The sequence below is a fragment of the Nitrosomonas sp. genome (genome assembly GCF_040240425.1).
In the GTDB taxonomy this organism is placed as follows: domain Bacteria; phylum Pseudomonadota; class Gammaproteobacteria; order Burkholderiales; family Nitrosomonadaceae; genus Nitrosomonas.
Window position 1 is genome coordinate 1 of the sequence record NZ_QPHG01000016.1, and the last position, 26675, is coordinate 26675.

At 49.7% G+C, this 26675-nt stretch carries 23 protein-coding genes; 13 read left to right on the top strand and 10 right to left on the bottom strand.

Translation table 11 applies throughout. The features are described 5' to 3' along the window. Nucleotides 1-453 precede the first annotated feature (453 nt). The 4 genes from ppa (at nucleotide 454) to DU481_RS07820 (ending at nucleotide 3117) form a co-directional block, all read left to right on the top strand. Entirely contained in the window at nucleotides 454-987 is a 534-nt protein-coding gene (gene ppa, locus DU481_RS07805; RefSeq protein WP_350133620.1) for an inorganic diphosphatase, read from the top strand. 294 nt (nucleotides 988-1281) lie between these two features. Continuing rightward, entirely contained in the window at nucleotides 1282-2127 is an 846-nt protein-coding gene (locus tag DU481_RS07810; RefSeq protein ID WP_350133621.1) for a carotenoid biosynthesis protein, read from the top strand. Between the two features lie 159 nt (nucleotides 2128-2286). Beyond that, nucleotides 2287-2748: a hypothetical protein gene (locus DU481_RS07815; protein ID WP_090316054.1), complete on the top strand. Its 462-nt coding sequence runs from the start codon at nucleotides 2287-2289 to the stop codon at nucleotides 2746-2748. A gap of 36 nt (nucleotides 2749-2784) precedes the next feature. Further along, entirely contained in the window at nucleotides 2785-3117 is a 333-nt protein-coding gene (locus DU481_RS07820) for a hypothetical protein (RefSeq protein ID WP_292666746.1), read from the top strand. Between the two features lie 110 nt (nucleotides 3118-3227). On the opposite strand, the gene DU481_RS07825 is transcribed toward DU481_RS07820, so the two are convergent. Further along, nucleotides 3228-4634 (bottom strand): alkaline phosphatase PhoX, encoded by a 1407-nt coding sequence (locus DU481_RS07825; protein ID WP_350133622.1) that lies wholly within the window; start codon nucleotides 4632-4634, stop codon nucleotides 3228-3230. Between the two features lie 353 nt (nucleotides 4635-4987). Here DU481_RS07825 and DU481_RS07830 point away from each other — a divergent pair, with 353 nt between their 5' ends. Continuing rightward, nucleotides 4988-5437, top strand: coding sequence for a hypothetical protein (locus DU481_RS07830; protein ID WP_350133623.1), 450 nt, complete (start codon nucleotides 4988-4990; stop codon nucleotides 5435-5437). An 85-nt stretch (nucleotides 5438-5522) separates the two neighbouring features. Here the strand turns inward: DU481_RS07830 and DU481_RS07835 are convergent, their stop codons facing one another. From DU481_RS07835 to DU481_RS07845, 3 genes are all read right to left on the bottom strand, one after another. Further along, on the bottom strand, nucleotides 5523-5885 hold the full coding sequence (locus DU481_RS07835; RefSeq protein WP_121164020.1) for an exosortase system-associated protein, TIGR04073 family: 363 nt from the start codon (nucleotides 5883-5885) through the stop codon (nucleotides 5523-5525). A gap of 61 nt (nucleotides 5886-5946) precedes the next feature. Then, on the bottom strand, nucleotides 5947-6471 hold the full coding sequence (locus tag DU481_RS07840; protein WP_350133624.1) for a hypothetical protein: 525 nt from the start codon (nucleotides 6469-6471) through the stop codon (nucleotides 5947-5949). Nucleotides 6472-6763: 292 nt separating this feature from the next. After that, nucleotides 6764-7300, bottom strand: a complete 537-nt coding sequence (locus DU481_RS07845) for a hypothetical protein (RefSeq protein WP_350133625.1) — start codon at nucleotides 7298-7300, stop codon at nucleotides 6764-6766. 204 nt (nucleotides 7301-7504) lie between these two features. Between DU481_RS07845 and DU481_RS07850 the strand changes: the two genes are divergently transcribed. Together DU481_RS07850 and DU481_RS07855 are read left to right on the top strand one after the other, a co-directional pair. Further along, a complete protein-coding gene (locus tag DU481_RS07850) occupies nucleotides 7505-8374 on the top strand; it encodes a phosphoribulokinase (RefSeq protein ID WP_090316027.1) in 870 nt (289 codons plus the stop codon). 151 nt (nucleotides 8375-8525) lie between these two features. Then, nucleotides 8526-10724 (top strand): UvrD-helicase domain-containing protein, encoded by a 2199-nt coding sequence (locus tag DU481_RS07855; protein WP_350133626.1) that lies wholly within the window; start codon nucleotides 8526-8528, stop codon nucleotides 10722-10724. 18 nt (nucleotides 10725-10742) lie between these two features. Here the strand turns inward: DU481_RS07855 and DU481_RS07860 are convergent, their stop codons facing one another. The 4 genes from DU481_RS07860 to DU481_RS07875 all read right to left on the bottom strand — a co-directional run bounded on the left by DU481_RS07860 (nucleotide 10743) and on the right by DU481_RS07875 (nucleotide 13860). Further along, a complete protein-coding gene (locus DU481_RS07860; protein ID WP_350133627.1) occupies nucleotides 10743-11606 on the bottom strand; it encodes a BPSS1780 family membrane protein in 864 nt (287 codons plus the stop codon). Nucleotides 11607-11652: 46 nt separating this feature from the next. Continuing rightward, nucleotides 11653-12603 (bottom strand): homoserine kinase, encoded by a 951-nt coding sequence (locus DU481_RS07865; protein WP_350133628.1) that lies wholly within the window; start codon nucleotides 12601-12603, stop codon nucleotides 11653-11655. A gap of 78 nt (nucleotides 12604-12681) precedes the next feature. Continuing rightward, a complete protein-coding gene (locus tag DU481_RS07870; protein ID WP_350133629.1) occupies nucleotides 12682-13131 on the bottom strand; it encodes a DUF2782 domain-containing protein in 450 nt (149 codons plus the stop codon). A gap of 9 nt (nucleotides 13132-13140) precedes the next feature. Beyond that, nucleotides 13141-13860, bottom strand: coding sequence for an LOG family protein (locus tag DU481_RS07875; RefSeq protein ID WP_317530950.1), 720 nt, complete (start codon nucleotides 13858-13860; stop codon nucleotides 13141-13143). Between the two features lie 15 nt (nucleotides 13861-13875). On the opposite strand from DU481_RS07875, the gene polA reads away from it, so the two are divergent. Further along, nucleotides 13876-16617: a DNA polymerase I gene (gene polA / locus DU481_RS07880; RefSeq protein WP_350133630.1), complete on the top strand. Its 2742-nt coding sequence runs from the start codon at nucleotides 13876-13878 to the stop codon at nucleotides 16615-16617. Nucleotides 16618-16648: 31 nt separating this feature from the next. Here polA and DU481_RS07885 read toward each other — a convergent pair whose 3' ends face one another. Further along, a complete protein-coding gene (locus DU481_RS07885; protein WP_350133631.1) occupies nucleotides 16649-19174 on the bottom strand; it encodes an Rne/Rng family ribonuclease in 2526 nt (841 codons plus the stop codon). Between the two features lie 463 nt (nucleotides 19175-19637). Between DU481_RS07885 and DU481_RS07890 the strand changes: the two genes are divergently transcribed. Beyond that, complete coding sequence (locus DU481_RS07890; protein WP_350133632.1) at nucleotides 19638-20636, top strand: RluA family pseudouridine synthase; 999 nt, start codon at nucleotides 19638-19640, stop codon at nucleotides 20634-20636. Nucleotides 20637-20666: 30 nt separating this feature from the next. Here the strand turns inward: DU481_RS07890 and DU481_RS07895 are convergent, their stop codons facing one another. Beyond that, nucleotides 20667-21311, bottom strand: a complete 645-nt coding sequence (locus DU481_RS07895; protein WP_107803409.1) for an arylesterase — start codon at nucleotides 21309-21311, stop codon at nucleotides 20667-20669. Here DU481_RS07895 and DU481_RS07900 point away from each other — a divergent pair. The 4 genes from DU481_RS07900 (at nucleotide 21310) to DU481_RS07915 (ending at nucleotide 26609) form a co-directional block, all read left to right on the top strand. After that, nucleotides 21310-21996, top strand: a complete 687-nt coding sequence (locus DU481_RS07900) for an ABC transporter ATP-binding protein (protein ID WP_350133633.1) — start codon at nucleotides 21310-21312, stop codon at nucleotides 21994-21996. The genes DU481_RS07895 and DU481_RS07900 overlap by 2 nt on opposite strands. Nucleotides 21997-22057: 61 nt before the next feature. Beyond that, complete coding sequence (locus tag DU481_RS07905) at nucleotides 22058-24568, top strand: ABC transporter permease (protein WP_350133634.1); 2511 nt, start codon at nucleotides 22058-22060, stop codon at nucleotides 24566-24568. A 4-nt stretch (nucleotides 24569-24572) separates the two neighbouring features. Beyond that, nucleotides 24573-25766 (top strand): radical SAM family heme chaperone HemW, encoded by a 1194-nt coding sequence (hemW, locus tag DU481_RS07910; protein ID WP_350133635.1) that lies wholly within the window; start codon nucleotides 24573-24575, stop codon nucleotides 25764-25766. A 45-nt stretch (nucleotides 25767-25811) separates the two neighbouring features. Next, a complete protein-coding gene (locus DU481_RS07915; protein ID WP_350133636.1) occupies nucleotides 25812-26609 on the top strand; it encodes a formate/nitrite transporter family protein in 798 nt (265 codons plus the stop codon). Nucleotides 26610-26675: the final 66 nt, after the last annotated feature.

The window sequence follows — 26675 nt, forward strand, 5'->3', positions numbered from 1 at the left end:
ACTGTAATCAAGATCGGCAAAACTCGTTTGGTGTGGCATGGCGTATTTAGAAGGTCGTTAATAAATCTATTATCTCAACAAACCTCGGGATTTGTTCAGCGGTTCCTTAAGAAAACAGCGTAGTACGAACATGTGTAAAAGTGCTATCCGGAATGGATCAGCAAACCGGGGGACCATTTCCTTTTTAAATTTTCATTGAAACGGAGTGTTTTTTTAGCCGGAATTGAACTCATACCGGTCGACGCCAAATATCCCGGAAACTTAGCCCATCCGATGCTGCAACCGGCGATGATTGAACATTGTGTAATTCCTAAGTGCCTGGATTTGCGCATGGGCCGCAATGAACGGTTTTTTCAATGCTGGTTTGACAGCCTTTCCACTCCTCAGTACACTCAAACCCAATGAATGACAACTTCTGTCATTCACTTCAAACCTAGCAAAAAGGCAAATTCCATGGATATCAATGCTATTCCTGTAGGCGGAAATGTGCCTAACGATGTCAACGTCATCGTCGAAGTACCGACCGGTGGTGAACCTGTCAAATATGAGTTTGATAAAAAATCCGGTGCATTATTTGTGGATCGAATCCTGCATACACCCATGCGGTATCCGGCCAATTACGGTTTTGTTCCACACACCTTGTGCGATGATGGCGATCCGCTCGATGCACTGGTGATTGCCCGTTCGCCATTTCTCGCCGGTTGCGTCGTGCGCGCCCGACCAATTGCGCTACTGCATCTCGAGGATGAGCATGGCGGTGATGAAAAACTGATCTGTGTGCCGGATAATAAAACTTTCCCGTATTACGCCCATGTGCGCGAACGCGACGATTTGCCCGATATTGTGTTTCAGCAGATTGAGCATTTCTTTACGCATTACAAGGATCTTGAGCCGGAAAAATGGGTGCGCGTCGGCCGCTGGGGTGATTCCGCCGAAGCGCGTGACATGGTGATGCGCGCCATCGACATGGCGAAAGCCGCAGATTGAGCACTGGTGTGCCCGGAGCAAAGGTACGGACTGTACGGCAAAAGTAGAAGATTTCGCGAATACGTATCCAGCAACGCAGAATATGCGTTGCCTTGTTTTGCTTCTTTATTTAGTTGTTCATCTGTCAGATTAAGCTTATTGCTATCCTTCATAGCAAAATCAGCCAGACAATAAAACCCAGCAGGTTGTGAAGACGCTGGGAATCGCAATCCAATGCTGCGGATAATTGCCGGAACTAGCGATTATCCGCTCAAATCGAGAGGACTGAACAGTTCATCGGCCTAGGAGTTATTCATGTTTGATGCCGCAATTGACACCATTGTCATGCGTCCCTATGTATTTACTTTTTTTGCGGCATTTTTGCTGGCCTGTGTGCCGCATTTGGGCTGGCGCAAGACGTTGATTTTCACACTGGCCGGATACTTGATCGCTTTTACCTCCGAGAAACTCTCGATTACCACCGGATTTCCTTACGGCTGGTACTATTACATCGACGACACCAGCCATCAGGAGTTGTGGGTTTGGGGAGTGCCTTTCTTCGATTCGCTCTCTTACGTTTTCCTGACTTATTGCAGCTACACGACGGCATTGTTTATTTTGTCACCGCTGGCAACCAAAGGTGCTGATCTGATCACGTTGGAGACGCGTGCCATCCGGCATTCATGGGCAGCGCTGGTATTGGGTGCTTTTTTGCAAACATTCCTGGATATCATCATCGACCCGGTGGCACTGCAGGGAAACCGCTGGTTTCTCGGGCAGATTTACGGTTACTACGAAGCAGGATTGCATTTTGGCGTGCCGATTTCAAATTACCTCGGCTGGTTGCTGACCAGTTTTCTATTGGTAGCCGCTTTGCAGCAAATTGACCGCAAGCGGGACGGGAAAACACCGCGCGGGATTTTTGCCATGCCGTTCCGCTCTTTATTGGGGCCGGTTTTATATCTTTCGGTACTGGTCTTTAACTGGATAGTCACACTGTGGATCGGCGAATATCTGATCGCGCTGACCGGCATATTGATTTTTACTCTGCCGATCGTCATGGTGATCGTTTTGGCTGCTTTGCGGGTCAATCGCTACCGTGCGGAAGAGTTAAAGGAGCATTTGGAAAATTATCCGTGGTCACCGCTGAATAAGTCATGAAAATTGCAAACCGGGCGCCGGTCCGTTGCAGATTTGACGGCAACCGTGGTTTGTCTTGTCAAGCAACGCATACTTAGGCACTATGGTAGTGATGTTAGATTAGCCGGGAAGTTAATTTATCCATCTATTAACCGGGTTATATCCATCAGGAGATGACAAATGATGAACATTGATCGAAGAATACCGGGATTCGGCGTATTTTTAGTTTCTGTTTGTCTCGCGGTGATGCTGGCGTTATCCAGTTGTGCGGTAAAACGGATCAGCGGTTATGACGAGACGACCGATAGGGCGGTGACTGATTTACAGCGCAAAACGGAAGCACATCTGGTGACGCTTGAATCGGTAGAAGGTTTGCCCGAGTGCACATATGAAAATCATAAGCAATTTTACGATGAAGCCAAGGTGGATATTAACGTGATTACCGTCCGTGCTGCGGCGATTCCGAAAAATGACATCACCACACAAGAGTCGCAATTGCTGGCCAGTCAGTTGGATAATCTCGAAAAGCTACATAAGATCGCATGCTTATCCAAGGATCAAATCACGCTCGTGCGTACGCATTTCAATACCAGCTTTACGGCAATTCTAAAGCTCGAGCTTGCGAAGCGGCGTGGCGAGTGATTGTTGCGCAACGATTGATATCTATCTGAGGAGAATATGATGAGCCTGGATGCGGTTAAATTGGGAAAAGACATACTCGCTGCGTTGAATGGTAGCCTCACGGAAAAATGGCCCGATGTCAAAGATTATGGTGAAGCCGAAGCGAAAAAACTCGCACAGACATTGGTGATGATCGCAACGCTGAAAGCCACTGGGAAAATCAATAAGGAGCAGGCCGAGTTACATCTGGAAATGCAAAAGAATGCGACGCGCATGGTACTGATGACCATAGAAGGATTAGGTGTTCTGTCTGCCGAAGCAGCCATCAATTCGGCATTGAGTGCCGTGAAGGATAATGTGAATACGGAAATTGGTTTTACGTTACTTTAGCAAGCTATTCGATAAGAAAGATCACCCCAGGCTTATCCGGGGTGATCTGCTTATCGCAAAGTCTCAAGTCACGGTTATACCGCTGACTTCGAATTCCGCAGAATGATCAATTACGAATTGCTTTGTGAGGGACGTTTTCTGCGATACACAGTAGCACCTACCAAACCAAGTCCGACCATCAGCATCGCATAGGATTCGGGTTCCGGCACCGCAATCATCACGGTACGGTCATCGCCGCTGAACGGATGTTGCACATTCACATAAGCGATGTTCGGGTTAAATTTATCAAAATAAAGCCCGGTCGGTTCTGCACCCAAAGTTGACAGGGAAGCCCAACGGCCAACCGATTCGGCAATACCGTCGTTATTCGCATCTTGAGCAAACCAGATATCGGCGGAGCCGCCCGGTTGGTCTTCAACGATATAGATATTGCCTTTGGCATCGATAGCCAAATTATCCGGATTCTTGAATACGCTGCCGACACCCAAACCGGTGGCTTGGTCAAGCGTGGAAGTATTGACAAACAGACTGGCGTTATTGCTGGCGAGATTGAAGGAATACACTTCATCCGTCGTGGTAGTAGCCACGTAGAGGATCTGATCGCCGTTCGCCAATGTTTTGATTTCCAGATCTTCCGGGCGTTGATAATCGGTTGAAAGCGCATTGTTGGCGGATAAACGGCCATCGATGGTGCCATCGGCATTGAGTATTGAGACTCCAGGCAGTGCGCCGCCATTGGCATCCGTGATCGGCGCCCAAGTGATGGCGCCGGTCGCATTGGCATTGCCGCCACCGTTAACTTGCATTACGAAAGTTTGGCCAGCAGCAAAATAGTCATCGCCGTTGGTTGCATTCGGGCTGACTGAAACAAATTTGTAGATGCCGCCACCGTTGACTTCATCGATAAAGTAAAAATTATTGTCTTTGTCAAATGCCAGACCTTCGTGTGATACGTGTGGAATGACGGAGCGTTGCACGAAATGGGAATCGCCTGTGCCGGTTGCGGTGACTGGGTTGGTCAATTCAAACAGACGTCCTTTGGTGCTACCGGCGCCCCATGATTCCTCGGCGGTCAAGTAGCCACCCCAGGGGGTCCAAAGGGAAGCATCACCGGAAACGAAGTTTTGCGTGCCAGATGCGACCAGCGTCACGGTACGGGTATTGTAATTGGCATTCCACAAATCGATACGTTGTACGCCAGCGGATCCGGTTTCAAACGGCATGAACAGATAACGACCTGCATCCGCGCCGGATTCGTTTGCCGTGATCATGTCCCAATTGCCGCTATTATCGATGCCTTGGCTTAATTGATTGGCACGATTGGCAATGGAAGTCTGACTCCAGCTTGGATTAGCGAGTAAAAACGGACTGGATTCCGCTAACGAACCGCCGGGAACGCTGCCAGGTAAAGCAGTAAAGCTGTCAAAACCGGTGCTGGCGGCAACAGCTTGCGGTACTCCGGATATCATCATGAGCGCTCCGGAAACGACAGTAGCGAGTATTCTTTGTTTGTACATTGTATTCTCCCGAAATATGCTAAAAAATTCTTTAATCCAATGATAAGTACAGGCAATCTGGCTATCTGCGTTGCAGATCCTGGATTTTCCGGTCCCCGGCTCACACCGGGTATAGCTTTACAGTACGCGATGGATTATAAGAACGGGATGTGACGTGTCTATTGCAGGACTATTACCGGGCCGGTTGGAAATTACTTGGCGCCGGAATAGTCTGTGTGGATGTTTTGGTTGTCATAGGGCAAGGAAGAAAATGCTGTTATGAAAAAATGCGATAATTCTGTTTACAACGATGAGGTGTGGCTCCGCTATGGGACAGCGCATGCTTCGGATTAACAGTAATGAGAGGAGAATCAATGAAGTTGTCAGTTTTTCCATTTCTGGCGATTGCCTTGCTGGGCTGTACTGCGTTCACAGCCGGTAATCAGCGTCCTGCGCTTGATGTCATGCTGATCGGGGTATGGATAGGCGAATACCTGGAGGAGGGCGGCACGTTAAAACGCTGGACGCAAACGAGAAATGCCGATGGCACTTATACCATTGAATTCAGTTTCACGGAAAAGGATGATACGGCGCAGAGTTTTAGCGAATCCGGCCGCTGGTGGATCAAGGATGGTTTATTCTACGAGATTGCTTTACCGGAAAAAGGGCATCCCGATAAATACCGCTATTCTTTTAAAAAGAAGGATTGTGTCAGTTTCGTACTGGTGGAAAGCGAAGGATTCGCCGAAGAGGAAGGCAGTTATGTATTCAGCGAATGCCTGGAGGCGGACTCACCACCGGCAAATTTTGGTAAGTCCATATAGTTTCTAAAAAACTTATTTCTTAACGATTGTTTTCTGCCACTGCACTTTCTGCTGAGAGCGGCCAGTGGCAGAAATAGTGAAGCGATTAGCGCATGTGCGCTTCGACAAAAGTGGTTTCGCGGTTGAAATCATCCCAGATGGTGGCTGGTTTGACAAAAGGCGTTGTCGGTACCAGGAAGGTTGCAATATCGAATGCTCCGCTCAGTGAGCGGCCTACCGCATTGGCGATACCGGTCAGAAAACCGACCGTCATGCCGTGAACGACGCCATCCCGGTTGCCCACAATCGTGATTGTTTTCGGTATTTCAACAACCCCGGTCACCGCATTGGCAATACCATTTCCCAGTTTTTCTACAACTTTGTCCGGATACTGATCGGCAAATACCCATTGAGGGGCTGCTAAAAGCATCGTGCAGACGATTAATAATGCTTGAATCGTTTTTTTCATTGTCAATCCTGTCGAGTAATTAATTGCATTTTTCATTCTACCGAAATGCCGGGTAATTTTTCTACTTGCCATCCCCTGGTTTGGCAGGTTGTTTCAAAATGCCCAGAATTCCTTCAACATCACGTTCGATCCGGCTTTCCGCATGCCCCAAGTTTTGCAGTTCCGTTCTGATTCGGTAGGCGATTTCCAGAGCGAGCAAATCCATGGTGTTTTTGTCACCTTTCTGCGATGCTGCTTGATACTCTACTTGGAACCGGTCGATAGCATTCAGCATAATATCGTTCTTGATATTCAAACTGGCTAGGATGGAATCCAATTCATATTTCAGATTGCCGGGTAATGCCGGTTGCGCCAGCTGAGATCCTTTTTCCGGCTCATATGGCATGTATTTGGGTAGCAAGACCGAGAGCATGAACAGGGCCATACCCGATCCCACGGTGATTGCTACAAACTGCCAGATTTTATATTCCTTCCCACGCAGTTTTATGACGCTGGTCCGTTTCACACCAAACCAGGCTTGAACGATTATTCCAATTAAAAACAGAATGGCACCAAGTGCCATGATAATAGGTACAAGCGGATGCACAGTTTTACTCCTATATTCTTATCTTAAAGTTCAAATGCAATTGGCAAAAAACGAATGGCGAGTTTCTATCCTGAATCGCTGGTTGCCGATGTTCAGCGATCGTTTTCGATGCATATTCTAACGTAATATGATACGGAGTTATTGGTTGTTTGATAAGCAATGATCTATCCGTTTGAACACGGATTTATGCTGACCTCACTGCAAGCTTTTCTCTCCACACTGAAACTCCGGGTATTGTGACTCGAAATGTTATACCTGTTATGGAGATTAGTGCAGGAGGCAGAGCGAAAAATTATCGCGGTGGCGGTGGCGGGGGGTTACCCGGAGGCGGCGGAGGCGGAGTAAAATTGGATGGCGAAGGTGCCGTGCCGCTATGTGCGGGCGGGCCACCGCTAATTCTGCTGGATACCGGGACGTGATGGCCTTTGGCGTACATGCATTGAATATAGCTCATGTCGTAGCGCTGCTGATTGACGTACGCGGAAGTGCTGGCCGTGCCAGAACCCGCCAACCCGCCAGCTAACAAACCAGTACCCGCGCCGATTGCGGCGCCTCCACCACCCGCGATGGCTGCGCCTGCTGCCGCACCGAGTCCGGCACCGATCGCTGCACTTTCCACACCACTCGCTTGCGCCGATTGCCGTGGTGTTATACCGCCGACTTGCTCATAGGCATAGCGGCGGCAATCGTAGTCATCGTAGCGGAACTGCTCGAAGCTTTTACCGGAGCCCGGCAAGGTCATCACGCTGGGGCCGGACGGTAAACTGACACAAGCTACCAGAATGCAGGAAGCTATCGGCGGTATGATCAGTTGTTTGATTGCTTTCATGGTGCTTTCACTCCATTATCGTGCATGCGGGTTTAGGGGGCTGCGTGCGGTCAAGCAGTGGTATTTCTCGCTACGTGAATTCGTATAATGCTTTCAGACAAAGTTCAATGCAAAGCAATTATCCCTGTCAAAGATTAGCAGAAAAAAGGTATCATATAGGATGCAAAATTTTAATAGTGATATATATTTTAGGAGAAAATAAGAATGTCGCAAAAACACCCGGTTATCGCCGTTACCGGATCATCAGGTGCAGGCACCTCAACGGTTAAAACCAGTTTTGAACATATTTTCCGCCGTGAGAAGCTCACTGCGGCGGTGATCGAGGGTGACAGTTTTCATCGCTACGATCGTGAAGCGATGAAGCAAGCCGTAGCCGAATCAGAAAAAAACGGCAACCGCCCGATCAGCCACTTCGGTCCTGAAGCCAACGAATTTGAAAAATTGGAAGCACTGTTCAAAGAATACGGCGAGAAAGGCACGGGACAAAAGCGTTTGTACCTGCATAACGAAGAAGAAGCTGCGCCTTGGAATCAAAAACCGGGAACATTCACACCTTGGTCGCAGATTCCAGCTGGATCCGATCTGCTGTTTTACGAAGGGCTACATGGCGGCGCCAAGAGCGATACCGCCGATGCTGCCAAATATGTGGATTTATTAGTCGGTGTAGTGCCTATCGTCAACCTGGAGTGGATTCAAAAAATCTATCGCGACACCAGTGCACGCGGTTATTCGGCTGAAGCTGTCACACACACCATATTGCGCCGCATGCATGACTATGTGCATTACATCACGCCGCAATTCTCGCGTACGCATATCAATTTCCAGCGCGTGCCGACGGTCGATACTTCCAATCCGTTCATCGCCCGGGAAATTCCGACATTGGACGAAAGTATGGTCGTGATTCGTTTTAGACATCCTGAAACGACGGATTTTCCATTCCTGCTGAGAATGATCCATGATTCGTTCATGTCCCGTCCTAACACCATCGTTGTTCCCGGCGGCAAAATGGGTATGGCGATTGAACTGATACTGACACCGCTGATTTTGGATATCGTTGCCAAAAGCAGGGCATAGTAGTTTCTAACCAACGGCCGGTTAATTCGTGAATCACGATATCAAGTGCAAGCTCTGATTTATCGTATTCCGGATTAATCAGTGCGTTGAAAATGCACTCGATACCCTTAGTTCCAAGTCTAGTCAGTTTGTTGCTGGCTATATCGGCTACATGACTTCTTTATTATCCAACCTCAATCCGCAGCAACTCGAAGCGATCACTTTACCGCATCAATCAGTACTGGTGCTGGCTGGTGCCGGTAGCGGCAAAACCCGTGTACTGACAACGCGCATTGCTTATTTGATCCAATCGGGGCAAGCGAATCCGCATGGCATCCTGGCCGTGACGTTCACCAATAAGGCGGCTAAGGAAATGTTGACGCGTATTACCGCAATGCTGCCGGTGAATCCGCGCGGTATGTGGGTCGGCACGTTTCATGGTTTGTGCCATCGCATGTTGCGGACGCATTATCAGGATGCCGGTTTGCCGCAAGCGTTTCAGATTCTCGATTCCGCCGACCAACTGGCTTTGATCAAGCGCATTCTGAAAGATTTGTCGGCTGACGAAAAGAAATTCCCGCCTCGCCAGGTGCAATGGTTCATCAATAATGCCAAGGAAGCCGGATTGCGTGCGGCGTATGTGACGGTCGAAGATGCTTATTCGCGCCGCATGCTGGAGTTTTATCAAACGTACGAGCAGCAATGCCAGAAGGAAGGTGCGGTGGATTTTGCCGAATTGCTGTTGCGCAGTTATGAATTGCTAAGCCGCAATGAAGTCCTGTGCCAGCATTACCGCGAGCGTTTCCAGCATATTCTGGTAGATGAATTCCAAGACACCAACCCGCTGCAATACAAATGGCTCAAATTACTCGCGGGTACAGGAACTAAGAATGCCGCTGCGGTTTTTGCCGTCGGCGATGATGACCAGAGTATTTACGCGTTTCGCGGCGCTTATAGCGGTAACATGCGCGACTTCGAACATGATTTCGGCATTACCCGGGTGATCAAGCTAGAACAGAACTATCGTTCGCACGGCCATATTTTGGATGCAGCGAATGCTTTGATCGAAAACAATAGCGAGCGATTGGGGAAAAATCTCTGGACGGCGGAAGGAAAGGGCGAGCTATTGCGGGTTTATAACGCCCCGAATGATTTCGACGAAGCGGCGTTTATCGTAGGAGAAGTCAAAGCATTGCACGCGGAGGGTGTAGCGTTGTCGGAAATGGCATTGCTGTATCGCTCCAATGCCCAGTCCAGGGTGCTTGAGCACAGTTTATTCAATGCCGCGATACCTTACCGAGTGTACGGCGGTATGCGGTTTTTCGATCGGCAGGAAATCAAACATGCATTGGCTTATTTGCGCTTGATTGCCAACCCCGACGATGACAGCGCGTTATTGCGAGTGATTAATTTTCCAGCACGTGGCATCGGTGCTCGCGGTTTGGAGCAATTACAGGACGATGCCAAGACGCTGGGCGGCAGCTTGTGGGCGGCTGCGGTGCAGAAATGCGGCGGAGAAGATAGCTTGTTGCAAAAATCACCGGAATCGTTAAAAGGCATTGCCGGGTTTGTGCACCTAATCCTGACCATACGGCAGTATTGCCATGATCTGCCATTGCCGCAGATTGTGGAATACATGCTAACGCATAGCACGTTGTTGGCTCATTACAGTAAAGAGCGTGAGGGTGCGGAAAGACTGGAGAATTTGAACGAATTGATTAATGCTGCAACCAGTTTTGTGCATGAAGCGGAAAATGACAGCTTGGCGGAATTTCTTGCGCACGCTTCGCTGGAAGCCGGTGAGCACCAAGCGGGCAGCGGCCAGGACGCACTGCAATTGATGACAGTGCATGCTGCCAAGGGACTGGAATTTCACAGTGTTTTTCTAAGCGGTCTGGAAGAAGGGTTGTTTCCACATGAAAACAGTCTGAATGAAATCAACGGCATTGCTGAAGAGCGGCGGCTGATGTATGTGGCCATGACGCGCGCGCGCCGCCGGTTGTATATCAGTTTTGCGCAAAGCCGCATGTTACATGGTCAAACCCGTTATCACATCGCGTCGCGTTTTCTCGATGAAATCCCGCAAAACTGCTTGAAATGGCTGCAATCAGCACCGCGAATGAATCAAAGCGCCTACGCTTCCAATAGCGGTGGTCAAACCACAGCAGGTTTTTCAAAAACCGCTTATGGTCAGCCAAAATCTTCCGGTGGAGAGTGGCGCATCGGACAAAATGTCTCACATGCCAAGTTCGGCGACGGCGTTATCATCAACTACGAAGGCAGCGGCAGCGATGCACGCGTTCAGGTTAATTTCGATCATGCCGGTGCGAAATGGCTGTTGCTCGAATATGCCAAATTGACCGCGCTTTAGCGCGCTGTATGCGTGTGCTCAGCGGTCGTTTTGGTCCTTATCCTGAGGTTTATTTCCGGTTGTAGTCGTTTCCTGCTTGGCTTCAGGCTCATGTTGTTCCGGTTGCTGATCGGCATCACCCCAATTGGCTTTTTGTAAATCCGCTTCGGATGGGTTGTTTTTAAAGCGAATGGGTTCATTGAGGAAAATATCTTTGTAGCTGACGTAAATGGAAGCGAAAACGGTAGGAATCAGGATGATCAGACCGGCACCATATGGCATTACACTGATGATAGTCAACACGATGAGCGTGACGCCATACAACTGAAATGGAATGAAGTTTCTCAGGCAGGCAAAAAAGCTTTTTTGCATGGCGATAATGGGCGGTACGTTATCAAACACAACCAGCAACGGTGAGAACCAGGAAGCCATCATCAATGGAATGGAAAGCGTCAGTGCAATCAAAGAGGATGTCAGGAAACTGCTCATCACACCCATCAGCTCACTTTCGTCGACCCGCTTGCCATAGAGCATCATGTCCGTCATTTGGGAACCGCCAATCAACATGACCAGACCGATGATGAGAATCTGTCCGATCAAATAAATTCCGCCGATCGTAATGAGCGGCACGGCATTGGTTCTGAAGGCAACGAATAAGTGTGTCATATCCAGTGACTTGCCTTGTTCCATGTCCTTGCATCCCAGCATGATCCCCGCCAGAAATACCGGTGAAACCAGGGTGAAAATAAATTTTCCCAGCAATGGGATCAATGACATCGATATGGCGATCAACATCAAGGTGAAGCACACAAAAATCCAAGCCAGCGGTGCTCTACGAAACATGTAGAAACCGCTTAGAATCCATTGCAATCCTTGTTTTGCGTGAACTTGATGAATTTCCATTAATGTTTCTCCAGTTAATTTCAGTAAAAACGGTTTTAATCGAGCGTTATATCCAGAGCTGTTGTAGTTTTACTGAATCGCGTGCATGATTTTTTAATATATCCCGGAAATGCGCCGGATCTTTGGCGTGTGTCAATTCCCCCGGGCGCGGTAAATGATAGTCGTACAAACGGGATACCCAGAAACGCAGTGCGCCGGCACGCAGCATGGCTGGCCAGACATCGTGTTCGGCCGCGTTGAGCGGACGTTCATCATGATAGGCTTTAATCAGCGCTAGCGTGCATGATTCATCCAAGACTTTGTTCTCAGTCATGCACCAGTCGTTGACCGTAATGGCCAGATCATACAAGAATGCATCGTTGCAGGCGAAATAAAAATCGATGACGCCGCCGATGGTATGTCCGGTAAACAGAATATTGTCGCGGAACAAGTCGGCGTGAATAACGCCGCCCGGTAGTGCGCCGGTTTGCTGCGATTGTTGAAAATTCAATTCTGCCGCAAGCAGGGATTGCTCGTCAGCGGAAAGAAAAGGTGCAATCTCAGGCGCTCTGGCTTGCCACCAAGGGAGTCCGCGCGGATTATTCATGCGTTCCGGATACGAGCTGCCCGCCACATGCATTTGAGCCAGCATCCGGCCAACTTCCGCGCAGTGTTCCGCAACGGGATGTATAACGGACTGTCCCGGCAGGCAGGTTACGATCGTCGCCGGTTTGCCGTTGAGCTCGCCCAGCAATTGATGATCCAGCATCGCGACCGGCGCGGGGCAGGGAATGCCATGCCGGGATAAATGCGCCATCAGATTCAGATAATATGGCAGTTCGTCGCGCGTCAGTTTCTCGAACAACGTCAATACAAATTTGCCTTGCGTGGTCGTGACGAAATAATTGGTATTTTCGATGCCCGACGAAATACCTTGCAATTGGACCAACTGACCCAACGCATAATTTTGTAACCAGACCGTGAGCTGGCTATCGGAAACAGGTGTAAAAACTGACATGGGCTAACAGACTAAAAAAGCGGAAAAGTGGAAACAGAAAGGTTTCATTGGATTACATGCTTTCGCTTTTTATCGGGGTTAAAATTTCAAGAATTGCCACATCGGCGGGCTGACATCAATACCGGCATCACCTGCGTGCGTATGGCCTCGGCTGATGTTTTTTTTCAGATAATACGGCGGACCGATGCGCGGAATCACCTTGATCATCATCAATTCGCCGTTGACGCGATGCTCTTCAATGGTGTCTTCGCCACGCTTGATGATGGTGACTTGCGTTTCCAGTTCGGGATCCGGCTGAATATCGGGTGGAAGTGGTGGAGGATCCGCCAATTCTTTAGGTAACTCGGGAGGCTCCGGCAATGGAATGAGGTTATCCGGGTGCGAAAGCTTTTTAGCTTGCTTCGGCTGATCGGATTGCGCCGTGGCAAGCGGTGCAGAAATGATCACCAAGATAAAAATAAGTGGATACAGGTACATCATGTTGGTTACCGGCGGGTCGAGATTAACGGGTATTCTACCTAAAATCATCGCTGACAGTTAAAGATTGAGTTGAATTTCTCGCTCGGCGGCGGTCGGTTCAAATCCGCTGCTTTCATAATATTTAAAAATGGCATTGACGATTTGATCCGGCTCATCAATGACCTGAATCAGATTCATGTCTTCAGCCGATATAAAACCTTCGGTGATCAAAGTGTTCTGAAACCAATCCAGCAAACCGCGCCAGAATTGGGAATACACCAAAATGATCGGCATCTTGCGGGTTTTGCCGGTTTGTACCAATGTTAGCGCTTCCATCAATTCATCCAGGGTGCCGAAACCGCCGGGCAGCACAACATAAGCCGTGGCGAATTTGACAAACATATATTTGCGCGCGAAAAAATGCCGGAAAGTCTGGCTGATATCCTGATAAGCATTGCGATGCTGTTCGTGTGGCAGCTGAATATTCAATCCGATGCTGGGCGATTTGCCGTAATAAGCGCCTTTATTTGCGGCTTCCATGATACCCGGACCGCCGCCGGAAATGACCGCAAAACCGGCATCGGAAAGTTGCTTGGCAATCTGCTCGGCTAACTTATAGTGCGGATTATTGGGGTCAGTGCGTGCGCTGCCGAAAATGCTCACAGCGGGCTGAATGGTGTCAAGACGTTCTGTTCCTTCGACAAACTCTGCCATAATGCCGAACAAGCGCCATGATTCTTTTGCTGACCAGGGTTTATCCACAGACAAATGCGTGGCCGGTTTATCGTATAGGCTCATAGGAAAATCTTATCAATGAAAACATTGTTGCTGGTTGACGGTTCATCGTATTTGTATCGCGCTTTTCATGCATTGCCAGACTTACGTAATCATAACAATGAACCGACCGGCGCAATTCATGGCGTGCTCAATATGCTGCGGCGCTTGCACAAGGATTACCACGCCGATTATAGCGCGTGCGTGTTTGATGCAAAAGGTAAAACTTTCCGCGACGAGTTGTATCCCGACTATAAAGCGCACCGGCCGCCGATGCCTCCCGATCTGGCGGTGCAGATCGAACCCTTGCATGCTTGCATTCGTGCGATGGGATGGCCGATGCTGATTGTTGATGGCGTGGAAGCCGACGATGTCATCGGCACGTTGGCCAAACAAGCCGCCGCTGCCGGTATGCGTTGCATCATCTCGACCGGCGATAAGGATATCGCGCAACTGGTGAATGCGCAGGTGACGTTGGTGAACACCATGAGCAATGAAATACTCGACGAAGCGAACGTGCAGGTTAAATTTGGTGTGCCGCCGGATCGTATGTTGGATTATTTGATGCTGGTTGGTGATACCTCCGATAATGTTCCCGGTGTGCAAAAAGTGGGCCCCAAGACGGCGGTCAAATGGCTCGCGCAGTACGGATCGATCGAAAATCTCATAGCGCATGCCGGTGAGATCAAAGGCGCGGTCGGTGACAATTTACGCCAGGCGCTGGCTTGGTTCGATACCTCGCGTCAGTTAATCACGATTAAATGCGATGTCGATTTGCCGGTCAAAATTACCGATCTTGCGCCGCAGCCGCAGGATACCGGGCGATTGGTTCAGCTGTATGAGCAGCTCGACATGAAATCATCTTTGCGAGAACTGCGCCAGCAGATGATTGAGAGCCAATCCGGATCGATCGTTACCGATGAAACGCCAGGTAACGCGATGAGCGATAGAAGCTCTCCTGCCGCACTGGATTGCCCCGTTATGTACCAAATGATTCTGACCGAAAGTGAGTTGGATGAATGGCTGACCCGGCTGGATACAGCGCCCTTGGTGTCAGTGGATAGCGAAACGACCAGCCTCAATCCGATGCAGGCGAAATTGGTGGGGATTTCGTTTTGTATTGAAAGTCATCATGCGGCGTATGTTCCGCTAATGCATAACTACGCCGGTGTACCGCAACAGCTTGCACTTGAAACGGTGTTAAATAAATTAAAGCCGTGGTTGGAGAATGCGGCAAAACCCAAGCTGGGGCAAAATTTGAAATACGATAAGCATGTGTTTGCCAATCATGGTATTCAATTGAACGGTATTACGCATGATACGTTGCTGCAATCGTACGTATTCGAGTCGCACCGGCCGCATAATATGGATAGTCTAGCGTTACGTCATTTGGATGTGAAAACTATCAGTTATGACGATGTGACCGGCAAAGGCGTGAATCGCATGGGGTTTGACGAAGTAGCGCTTGATGTCGCTACACAGTATGCCGCGGAAGACGCGGATATCACACTGCGCTTGCACCAAGCGCTATATCCCGGCATTCAGAAGGAAGAACGGCTGAATTACATTTATCGTGAAATAGAGATGCCGGTTCTGGACGTGCTGTTTGAAATTGAACGCAACGGTGTGCTGCTGGATTATAAGCTGCTGCAAAGACAGAGCCACGAACTAGGCGAAAAATTGCAAACGCTGGAACAACAAGCGCATACGCTTGCGGGACAACCCTTTAATCTGAATTCACCGAAGCAGATTCAGGAAATTTTGTTCACTCAACTCAAACTGCCGGTTATCAAAAAAACACCCACCGGCGTGCCTTCCACCGACGAGGATGTGTTGCAACAATTGGCACTGGATTATCCATTACCCAAACTGTTGCTCGATTATCGTGGCTTGGCCAAACTGAAGTCGACTTACACCGACAAACTGCCATTGATGATGGATCGCAATACTGGCCGGGTGCATACCAATTATGCGCAGGCGGTTGCGGTGACCGGTCGTCTGGCCAGCTCGGATCCGAATTTGCAGAATATTCCGGTGCGCACCAGTGAAGGCCGTAGAATCCGCGAGGCATTCATAGCGCCGCCAGGTCACAAAATTGTGTCGGCGGATTATTCGCAAATCGAGTTACGCATCATGGCGCATATTTCCCAGGATGAAGGATTGCTCAAAGCGTTCGCCGCCGGGGAGGATATCCATCGCGCAACAGCTGCGGAAATTTTAGGGATTCCGCTGGACCAAGTCGATCAGGAGCAGCGCCGTTACGCCAAGGTGATTAATTTCGGTTTGATTTATGGCATGTCGGAGTTCGGTCTGGCGTCTCAACTCGGCATCGAACGCAGTGCCGCGCGCGCGTATATGGAACGGTATTTTGCCCGGTATCCGGGGGTGGACACGTATATGCGGCAAACCCGCGAAAAAGCCAGGCAATTGGGGTATGTTGAAACCGTACTGGGGCGCCGCTTATGGTTGCCGGAAATCAATAACGCCAATGGAAACCGCCGCCAAGGCGCGGAACGGGCCGCTATTAATGCGCCGATGCAAGGAACTGCTGCCGATATCATCAAACTGGCGATGATCGCAGTGCGTAACTGGCTGCATCAGGAAAGGTTAAACAGCAAATTGATCATGCAAGTGCACGATGAATTGGTTCTGGAAGTGCCGGATGATGAGGTGGTGTTAGTCAAAGACACCTTACCGGAGTGTATGGGCAATGTGTTGCAGCTGGATGTTCCGCTGCTGATTGAAGTCGGTGTTGGAGATAATTGGGAGCAGGCACATTAAACTTAGTGTGCCTGCTGCATGTTACAGGTGTTTATTCGCGCGTTTCAACTTGCATCAGCGGTTCAGTTGGCGTCGTAACGGCTTTTCTAACCCTTCTACGCGGTCTTTTAGGGGTGATGACTTCTTCAGTCACCATTTCGACTTTTTCTGGCGGTGTTTCTATCATGATCAAGCCGCTCTTGCTTAAATCCGGAAGTTCCTTAGGTGCACTGATTTCCGCTATTGGCGTTGGAACTGGTACGGATTCCGGTGGAATAATACTGTTTTGAACCGTTTGATCGACCACCGGTGCTCTCCTGCTGGATTGCTTTTTAACAGCGGGGGGCGGCGGTGAATCTTCGTTAACAGGTATCGCTTCCGCTACTACTACCACCGGTTGCAGGCTGACTGGATATTCATCATGTTGTACAGCATCACTCGGTGTTTCGTCCGACACAGTTTCGTGGTTCTCCGCAGCATTTCTCCCTTGTCCGTTATGGTCGCGGCTTTTATTGCCACGATGCCGACGGTTTCGTCTGCGCTCATCGGTTTTCGTAGCGTTGCCTTCAGCGCTTTCGGTTTCCGCAGCAGAAAGATCGTTAATCTCGGCGGCTTCCACAAAGTCTACGGTTACTGGTTGAGCGGTTCTCCTCGGATTGTTCCTTGGGGATTCTGCGGCTACCGGATATTGCGGTGATTGTCCGGATTCCGGATTATTGAAATCCTGTGCCGCACCGGTTGAATCTGAGGTATCGCTTTGCTTGGCTGGTTTTTGTGCGGAAGTATCTTTGCGCTCATTCCGGTTGCGTCCACGGCGTCCACGCGAGCGTCCGCGCTCCTGCTGCCTGGTTTTATCTTCAACCGGCTTTTCTTCAAGATCAATCCTTGTTTCTTCACTGTGCGCGGGCTTAAACCAGCTGAAAAATTTATCCAGCAGCGAGGTATCGCGTGATCTATCTTCGCGGATCGGTGCAGGTTGAGCGGGTGTTATGCCTTGAACTGCGGCTTGAGGGCGGGTGGGTTTGTTTCTTTGCTCGGAAACGACCAGGTTGTTTTCCTCGGTATTTTTTTCGACCAGTTTATAACTTGCTACGGATTCGTTTGCTTTGCTGTCTTCGTGGCGTATTCGAGTGATATTGTATGTGGGTGTTTCAATATGGATATTAGGTATGAGGACGATACTGATCCGCTGTCGCACTTCAATATCATAAATTTCCGCTCGCTTCTCATTCAGAAGGTAAGTGGCCACATCCACCGGAAGCTGGACGTGCAATGCATTGGTGTTTTCTTTCATGGCTTCTTCCTGGATGATTCTTAGCACATGCAATGCCGAAGAATCGGTTCCGCGGATAAATCCGGTACCTTGGCAGCGTGTGCACGGAATATAATTGCTTTCACCCAGGGAAGGGCGCAGGCGTTGCCGTGATAACTCCAGAAGGCCAAAACGCGATATTTTTCCGACTTGGATGCGCGCGCGATCTTGCCGCAATGCTTCATGCAACCTGGCTTCAACCTCACGTTGATTGCGCTGCACATCCATATCGATAAAGTCGATGACGATTAATCCGCCCAAGTCGCGCAAGCGCAATTGCCGGGCGATTTCATCGGCGGCTTCAAGATTGGTATTTAAAGCGGTATGTTCAATATCCAATCCACGGATAGCGCGTGCTGAGTTGACGTCAACCGATACCAACGCTTCAGTGTGATCAATCACAATTGCGCCGCCGGAAGGAAGCGTAACCTGCCTGGAATAGGCCGTTTCTATCTGATGTTCGATCTGAAAGCGTGAAAATAAAGGCACATCATCGTGATAAAACTTCAGGCGATCAACATTGGCGGGCATGACATGCGCCATGAATTGACTGGCTTGTTCATAAATATCGCGGCTGTCGATTAAGATTTCACCGATTTCCTGGCTGAAATAGTCGCGGATCGCGCGAATCACCAAGCTGCTTTCCTGATAGATCAGAAAAACACCATCCTGATGATTGGCTGCTTCTTCAATCGCATACCAGAGTTGTGTCAGGTAATTCAAATCCCATTGCAACTCTTCCGTGCTGCGGCCGATTCCGGCAGTTCTGGCAATAATACTCATTCCATCAGGAACTTGGAGCTGCGCGATCACTTCGCGTAAATCGTTGCGCTCTTCACCGGTGATGCGGCGTGATACGCCCCCGCTATTGGGATTGTTGGGTATTAAAACCAGATACCGGCCAGCCAGCGAGATATAGGTTGTCAGCGCGGCACCTTTTGTGCCACGTTCATCCTTATCGACTTGTACGATTAATTCCTGGCCTTCTTGCAATAGATCCTGAATACGGCCATTGGCGGTACCATTTTCGGCAAGACAAGAGGAGGCTATTTCTTTGAAGGGTAAAAAACCGTGACGTTCGCAGCCATAATCTACAAATGCGGCTTCCAGACTGGGTTCTATTCGTGTGATGACAGCTTTGTAGATATTGCTTTTACGTTGTTCTTTACTAATAGATTCGATGTCAAGGTCGATCAGTGTTTGACCATTGACGATTGCAACTCGCAACTCTTCAGGTTGGGTCGCATTAAATAACATTCGTTTCATTTACAAGCCTTACGTGTTCTATTTATAAATACACTATCCGCAATTTCTTCGGTTAGATTTTTTTGGTATGCGTAGTTGTAATGACGAGGCTTTGATTTAATAATTTTATTGTATGCTTATTTATCAATCTAATTATTTTATTGTTATATTTCAATATCTTATTCTTATTGGTGAAATTTTTTCGTGTCGAAGTCATTAAAGCTCGCCCATGCTCTACTTAGCAGGTTTTATTGTCCTCGTTACTTAGTAGGTTTTATTGTCCCCGTTTAAGGTAACAGATTTTACATAAAGTTCCAAATAGAACTTTGTTTTATGTCAATATTATTATTAACGCTGCTGGTAGTGAGTATAGCCAGTAGATTTTACAGCAACAACTTTAAAAAGAAATGAGTAAAATCTTTAGATTTTTGTCAGAGAACTACATCTCTTTGCGTCAATAACTGAAATAATCAAAAATGTGACAATGAATACTCAATCCCCTGTATCAATCGTCAAAGAATGCATAGGAGAAGAAGAAAACGATCAGCGGATTGATAATTTCTTATTCAAGCGTTTTAGGAATGTACCGAAAAGCCATATCTATCAATTGGTGAGAAGCGGCCAGGTGCGCGTTAACGGAAAACGGATAGATGCCTGTTATCGCCTGCAATCGGGCGATATGGTGCGGATTCCGCCGGTCAAGACCACTGAAAAGAATGCGGTCAAGCAGATTGCACCGGTCAATTTTTTTAACTTCACTGTTTTGCATGAAGACGATGCATTATTGGTGATTGATAAGCCCAGCGGCATGGCGGTCCACGGTGGCAGCGGTATCAGTTTCGGTGTCATCGAACAGCTGCGCACACAGCATCCAACCTGGAAATTTCTCGAACTGGTGCACCGCTTGGATAGAGAGACATCCGGCGTACTTTTGCTGGCGAAGAAACGAAGCGCGCTGGTTGATCTGCACCGGCAAATTCGTGACGGCTTGATGGAAAAGCATTACCGGGTGATGGTCAAAGGGGAGTGGCGTAACGCCAAGCAACATGTCAAATTGGCGCTCGACAAATATGTGACAACCGCCGGTGAACGGCGCGTGATGGTTGCCAGCGGGACTCACAAAGACAGCAAGCCGATGCAGGCGCATACGATATTCACACTGCAAAAATCCTGGAAAAATTTCAGTTTGCTCGACGCTGAGATTAAAACCGGGCGGACACACCAAATTCGCGTCCATTTGTCGCATATCGGGTTTCCCATCGCCGGTGACGATAAGTACGGTGATTTTGAAGTGAACAAGCAACTGGCTAAAGCGAGCGGAGGAAATAAACTGGCGCGCATGTTTCTACATGCTCACACGTTGCGCATTACACACCCGGTTTCAGGAGCGCGCATGCAACTGCAATCGCCGTTGTCGATAGATCTACAGAAATTTATCGATGGTCTTGAGCATGCGCAAGCGTCGCACACTCGCGGATCTTAATGGAATGAGTCCAAGTGCTATAATGCACTGCTAGTTTTTCGGGGTAGCGGCAACTTGTTTGGTTTTAAACATGGTGTATAAAACTTCCCAAACATTTTCTACAATCTTTTTCTGTGCAACTTCGTTCGGGTGTATTCCATCGGCCTGAAAATATTCGTGTTTATCGCCAAAACCGGCTAATAGAAATGGCACTAATTTGATTTTATAATTTTCAGCGAGTTGCGGAAAAATAGCCTGGAACTTTTGTGTGTAAGTCATGCCATAATTGGGCGGCAGTTGCATTCCAGCCAGTAAGACCAAAGCGTTGTGCTGTTGACATTTTTCAATGATCGCCGCCAAGTTGCTATAGATGGATTTAATTGCTGCGCCACGTAAACCGTCGTTTGCACCAAGCTCAAGGATAATAATCTCAGGGTGATGTTTCTCAAGGGTTTGTTGAATCCGGTTGCGGCCACCCAGCGTGGTTTCACCGCTGATACTGGCGTTGATGATTTGATAATCGGCAAACTCGGATTGTAACCGTTGCGTGAGCAATGCAACCCAGCCGGCTTCTCTCGCTATACCGTAATTGGCGGACAGGCTATCGCCAAAGACCAATACTGTTTTGCTGGATGCAGTAGCGGGAGTGGCGAAAGTAAAAACAAGAATCAGAATAATCAGGAAATTTTTTTTCATGTCAGATAATCGTATTAATCAACCCATTCTTTGGACGCAGGCGCTCACCAAACAAGTGAATACCGGCGATCAGCAATTGACTATATTGCAGGATATCGAATTGCAAGTAAATCCTGGTGAAGCGGTTGCAATTATAGGCGCATCCGGTTCCGGTAAATCGACTTTATTAGGGCTTCTGGCTGGATTGGATTTGCCGACTTCAGGGAAAGTTCATCTGGATGCGGTGGATATTTTCTCGCTCGATGAGGATAGCCGGGCGGCATTGCGTGGCAGGGTTCTTGGTTTTGTGTTTCAATCATTCCAGCTGTTGCCTGCCTTGACCGCGATTGAGAACGTTATGCTGCCGCTCGAATTGGCCGGCACCGGCAACGCGGAAACTACCGCGCGAAGATTGCTGGAACGCGTCGGACTGGGGCAGCGCCTGAATCATTATCCCAAACAGTTATCCGGCGGAGAGCAGCAGCGGGTCGCCATTGCGCGTGCGTTTGCAACCGATCCCAAGTTGTTATTGGCCGATGAGCCTACCGGCAATCTCGATTCGGCTACCGGTGTGCAAATTATCGACTTGATGTTTGAACTCAATCGCGAACATGGCACGACCCTGGTACTGGTTACGCATGATGAAGCTTTGTCGCGGCGTTGTGCGCGCCAGATCCGGTTGGCGGACGGGCGATTGGTGCGGTAGTCGCAACAACTGAGCAGCGCGGGTATTTCTTCTTTATTTTTTCACCAAGGCCCTCATTCTCATGAATCATTTTAAGCTGTCTTTGCGCATGCTGCACCGCGATTGGCGCGCGGGTGAGCTCAACGTTTTGCTGCTGGCTCTGATTATTGCCGTCAGCGGCATTGCTACGGTCGGTTTTTTTGCCGACCGGGTGGAATCGGCGCTGGCGCGTGAAAGCAATCAATTACTGGGCGCGGATTTGCTGGTTATTTCAAGCCAACCACTACCCGAGCAATACGCTGATGAAGCTCAGCGGCTCGGTTTGTCCGTTTCATCGCTGACCAAACTTGCCAGTATGATTTCCAATGGGGACAGCAATTTGCTGACCGAGATTAAGTCGGTTACCGAAGGCTATCCGCTACGCGGACGTGTGCATTTGGCTAATCAGTCATCACAAGCTTCCGCTACGCAAGCGGAAATCCGCGAAGCCGATGGGATTCCGCAGCCAGGCGCCATTTGGGTCGACGAAAAGGCCATGACCCGGTTGGATCTCAAAGTAGGCGACATCGTTGATGTCGGTGTGACCCAATTGACGGTCACCGAGCTGGTGGTGCGTGAGCCGGATCATTCGGTTGGATTCATCAACATGGGCCCGCGTGCCATGATCAACGCGGCCGATCTGGAAAAAACCGGTCTGATACAAGAAGGCAGCCGTGTTTCCTATCAATTGCTGATCGCGGGTGAACCACATGTGGTGCAGCAATTTCGTGATTGGGCAAAACCTCAACTGACCAAAGCGCAACGAATGGAAGGCATACGCGATGCGCGCCCGGAAATTAAAGCCGCGCTGGAGCGCTCGGAAAAATTTCTCAGCCTGGCGGCATTGGCCAGCGTGGTTCTGGCCGCCGCCGCAATCGCCTTGGCCGTGCGTCGCTTTACCCAGCGTCATCTGGACGGGTGCGCCGTGATGCGCAGCCTGGGCGCCAGCCAGCGCCAACTGTTTTATTTATATGTTTATTATTTCGTTGCCTTAGGGGTGATTGCCAGTAGCATTGGCTGTTTGCTCGGTTTTGCCGCGCAGCAAATTCTGACGCACTGGCTGACTGGCCTCGTGGAAACCGAATTGCCGTGGCCGAATTGGCTGCCTGCGGTGCAGGGGCTGCTGGTGGGGCTGGTTTTGCTGCTTGGGTTTGCCTTGCCGCCGGTACTCAATTTACGCAGCGTTCCAGCATTGCGCGTGCTGCGCCGCGATATCGGATTGTCCAACGCGCACAGCATTGCGGGTTATTTACTGGGATTGGCGGCTTTATCCCTGTTGTTTATCTGGAAAGCGCAAGATCTGAAGCTGGGACTTTATATCGTGACGGGATTTATCTCGGCCATCGCCATTTTCGGCAGTCTCGGCTGGTTGCTGATCCGCTTGCTGTCGAGCTTGCGGCATCAGGCCGGTGGTGCGTGGCGCTATGGTCTGGCCAGCATCCGCCGCCGCGCGGTTTCGAGCGTTCTGCAAGCGGTGGCGCTGGGTTTGGGATTGATGGCTTTATTGGTGTTGACCCTGATCCAGGATGACTTGATCGACGATTGGCATACCAGCTTGCCGCCGGATGCGCCAAATCATTTTTTGGTGAATATCCAAGCGGATCAGTTGCAGCCGCTGCAGGAATTTTTCCAACAGCACGCGCTGGAGCCGCCACAGATGCATCCTATGGTTCGCGGCCGATTGATTAAAATCAATGGCAAGGAAGTATCCGCAGAAGATTATGCCAATGATTTGCATGCGGAAAGACATATCCGGCGCGAGTTCAACTTGACCTGGGCTGATGAACTGGGATCGGATAACCAAGTGGTACAGGGCGCTTGGTGGGATAACGGTACACAGAAAGCGGAATTGTCGATCGAAGAAGGCATCGCCAAAACCATTCGCGTCAAACTGGGCGATGAACTGACTTACGATATCGCGGGCAGTCATTTTTCCGCCAAAATCACCAGCATGCGGAAAATCGATTGGGATACTTTCCGCGTCAACTTTTTTGTCGTTGTGCCTCCCGGTTTGCTGGAAAATTACCCAGCCAGTTACATCACCAGTTTCTATGTGCCGCCTACGGAAATTCATCGCGTGCATGAATTGGTTAAAGCGTTTCCGAATATTCTGGTGGTCGATGTGGCGACGGTGATCAATCAAGTTCAGCAGATGATCCAGCAGGTTTCGCAAGCGATTGAATTTGTCTTTGTGTTTACGCTGCTGGCTGGTTTTGCCGTGCTATACGCTGCGATAGCTGCAACGCAGGATGAACGCATTTACGAAGCGGCTATTTTTCGGGCATTGGGCGCCCGGCGTGAACAATTGTCGCGCGCCTGGGCTGCGGAGTTTGTGATCCTGGGCGGGCTATCCGGACTATTCGCGTCGGCAGGTGCCAGCGCGTTAGGGTATGTGATCGGTAAGCATGTACTGCATCTCAATTACACGTTTAATCCCTGGATCTGGGCGGTGGGTGTGTCCATCGGCGTAGCCGGTGTGTTAATCGCCGGTTTGCTGGGTACGCGTTCAGCGCTATCGAGTCCGCCATTGTTGACGTTGCGCAAGATCGGATAAATCCATGAACGATTTACCGGTACCAAAACTTAAAGCGCTGCCGCCGCTGAGTCTGTATATCCACATTCCGTGGTGTTTGAAGAAATGTCCTTATTGCGATTTTAATTCGCACGAAATTCGCGGGCAGGATAACCAAACACCCGAGGATGAATATGTGGCGGCACTGATACGCGATCTTGAATTCGCCCTAGCCGATGTGTGGGGACGGCGCTTGAGCAGTGTATTTTTCGGCGGCGGTACGCCGAGTCTGTTCAGCGCCCGATCGATCGATACCATCTTGACAGCGGTACGTACCTTGCTGCCGCTTGAACATTTCGCCGAAGTCACGCTGGAAGCCAATCCGGGCACGTTTGAAGCGCAGAAATTCGCCGATTTTCGCGCGGCAGGCATTAACCGCTTGTCGATCGGTATCCAAAGTTTTAATCCCCAACATCTAAAAGCCTTGGGGCGGGTGCATGACGATCAGGAAGCGCATCGCGCCGTCGAAATTGCGCAAAAAAATTTCGATAATATCAATCTCGACCTGATGTATGCGTTACCCGGGCAAACCTTGCCAGAAGCGGAAAACGATATCGAAACGGCATGCGCTGCAGGTGTTACGCATATTTCCGCTTATCATCTGACGCTCGAACCGAACACGTTGTTTCACCGTTTCCCGCCTGCGCTTCCCGATGACGAACAAGCGGCGGCGATGCAGGAAATGATTGAACAAGTTACGGCAAGGCAGCAGTACCGCAATTACGAAACCTCGGCGTTTGCGCGTGCAGGCAAGGAGTCGCGTCATAACATGAATTACTGGCAGTTTGGCGATTATCTGGGGATTGGCGCGGGCGCGCACAGCAAAATCAGCTTCGCCGATAAAATCGTGCGCCAAATGCGCTACAAACAACCGAAGGAATATCTAACCAAAGCGCAATCGGGCGAGTCGTTGATTCACACACACCAGGAAGTGACTGCTGAAGACCGTGGTTTTGAATTCATGATGAACGCGCTGCGGCTGAACGGCGGATTCGACACATCCTTGTTCCAGGAACGCACCGGCTTGCCGCTCAGCGCGGTGCGCCAACAGTTGGATGAAGCCGAACAACGTGGTTTGCTGGTGCACGATCATCTGCGCATTAAACCGACCATCTTGGGCAGACGATTCCTCAACGATCTGTTGCAAATCTTTCTGCCGGGAAAAAATTCCGCCGGATAATGGGCTAAAATCGCAGCCTCGAATTTGTACTGAGGGGACACGGATATGGCGTATGTAAAACCGGAAGAAGTCGTCGAAAACATGTTGCAGGCGGGCGCCAAGAAAGCCGGTTTGCCGGTCAAACAGTTGCTGATTCGCGGCTTTCTGTCGGGTGCTTTCCTGGGTTACGCCACCACACTGGCGATTCTGGCGGCAACGCAAACCGGTTGGGGCATCGCTGGCGCGCTGGTGTTTCCGGTGGGTTTTGTCATGATCGTGCTGCTCGGATTGGAGCTCGCCACCGGTAATTTCGCGCTGATCCCGATTGCCGTCAAAGATAACAGAGTTCCGTTCAATCGCCTGCTCGTCAATTGGACCTGGGTGCTGACCGGGAATCTGATCGGTAGCGTCACGTATGCGTATTTGTACTGCATCGTGGCGACCAAAATGGGCTCGATTGACCCAGCCACTATCCCGGCATTGCAACGCACCATCACCATCGCCGAAATCAAAACACTCGAATACGCGAAACTTGGCTTCGACGGCACCATCGCCGCGTTCACCAGCGCAATGCTGTGCAACTGGATGGTGACCCTGGGCGCCGTGATGGCGTTTACCTCGACCAGTACCATCGGCAAAATCGCCGCGATGTGGCTGCCGATCATGACGTTCTTCGGTTTGGGTTATGAACACGCCATCGTCAACATGTTCGTCATTCCCGCCGGTATCTGGCTGGGTGCGGATATCACGATTGCAGATTGGTGGCTGTGGAACGGATTGCCGGTGATTGCGGGGAATTTGTTGGGTGGAATGGTGTTTACCGGGTTTATGTTGTATTGGAGTTATGGTAGAGCAAATCATTAAAATTAGTATTTGCTTTAATATTCATCATGAAATCAGTTTTTCGATTCTATGGTTGAGGTTTGAATA